1 protein-coding gene is annotated in these 792 nt (G+C 75.0%); it reads left to right on the top strand.

Features of this window, described 5'->3' with window-relative positions; translation table 11 throughout:
* Positions 1-792: tetratricopeptide repeat protein (locus tag FRAQA3DRAFT_RS28230; RefSeq protein ID WP_009742469.1), on the top strand; the 792-nt coding region annotated here is incomplete at both ends.

Raw genomic sequence — 792 nt, 5'->3', positions numbered from 1 at the left:
CGGCGACCACGCCGCGCTGGACACCGCGATCGAGCACTTTCACCAGGTGCTCGCCGAGATGCCCGCCGGCCATCCCGACCACGCCGCGGTGCTGTCCAACCTCGGCGCCGCCCTGCGGACCCGGTTCGAGCAGAGGGGCTCGGCGGCCGATCTCACCGCCGCCGTCGACGCCGGGCGGCAGGCGGTCGCGGCCACCGCACCCGACCACCCCGACCGCGCGGGACGGCTGTCCAACCTCGGCATCGCCCTGCGAGCCCGGTTCGGCCAGACAGGATCGCCGGCAGACCTCGCCGGCGCCGTCGACGCCGCCCAGCAGGCGGTCGCGGCCGCGGCACCCGATCACCCCGACCGCGCCATGTTTCTGTCCAACCTCGGCATCATCCGCCAGGCCCGGTACGAACGGACCGGAGCCCCGGCGGACCTCGCCGCCGCCGTCGACGCCGCGCAGCAGGCGGTCGCGGCCACGGCCGCCGACCACCCCGACCGCGCCGCGATGCTGTCCAACCTCGGCACCGCCCTGCAGGCCCGGTTCGAACGGACCGGAGCACCGGCGGATCTCGACAGCGCCATCGACATCGGGCAGCAGGGGGTCGCGGCCACCGCACCCGACCACCCCGACCGCGCCATGTACCTGTCCAACCTCGGCATCGCCCTGCAGGCCCGGTTCGAACGGACCGGAGCACCGGCGGATCTCGACAGCGCCATCGACATCGGGCAGCAGGCGGTCGCGGCCACCGCACCCGACCACCCCGACCGCGCCATGTACCTGTCCAACCTCGGCATCGCCCTGCA

The sequence above is a fragment of the Frankia sp. QA3 genome (genome assembly GCF_000262465.1).
GTDB lineage: Bacteria > Actinomycetota > Actinomycetes > Frankiales > Frankiaceae > Frankia.
This window is presented reverse-complemented; position numbering and strand designations above follow the sequence as displayed.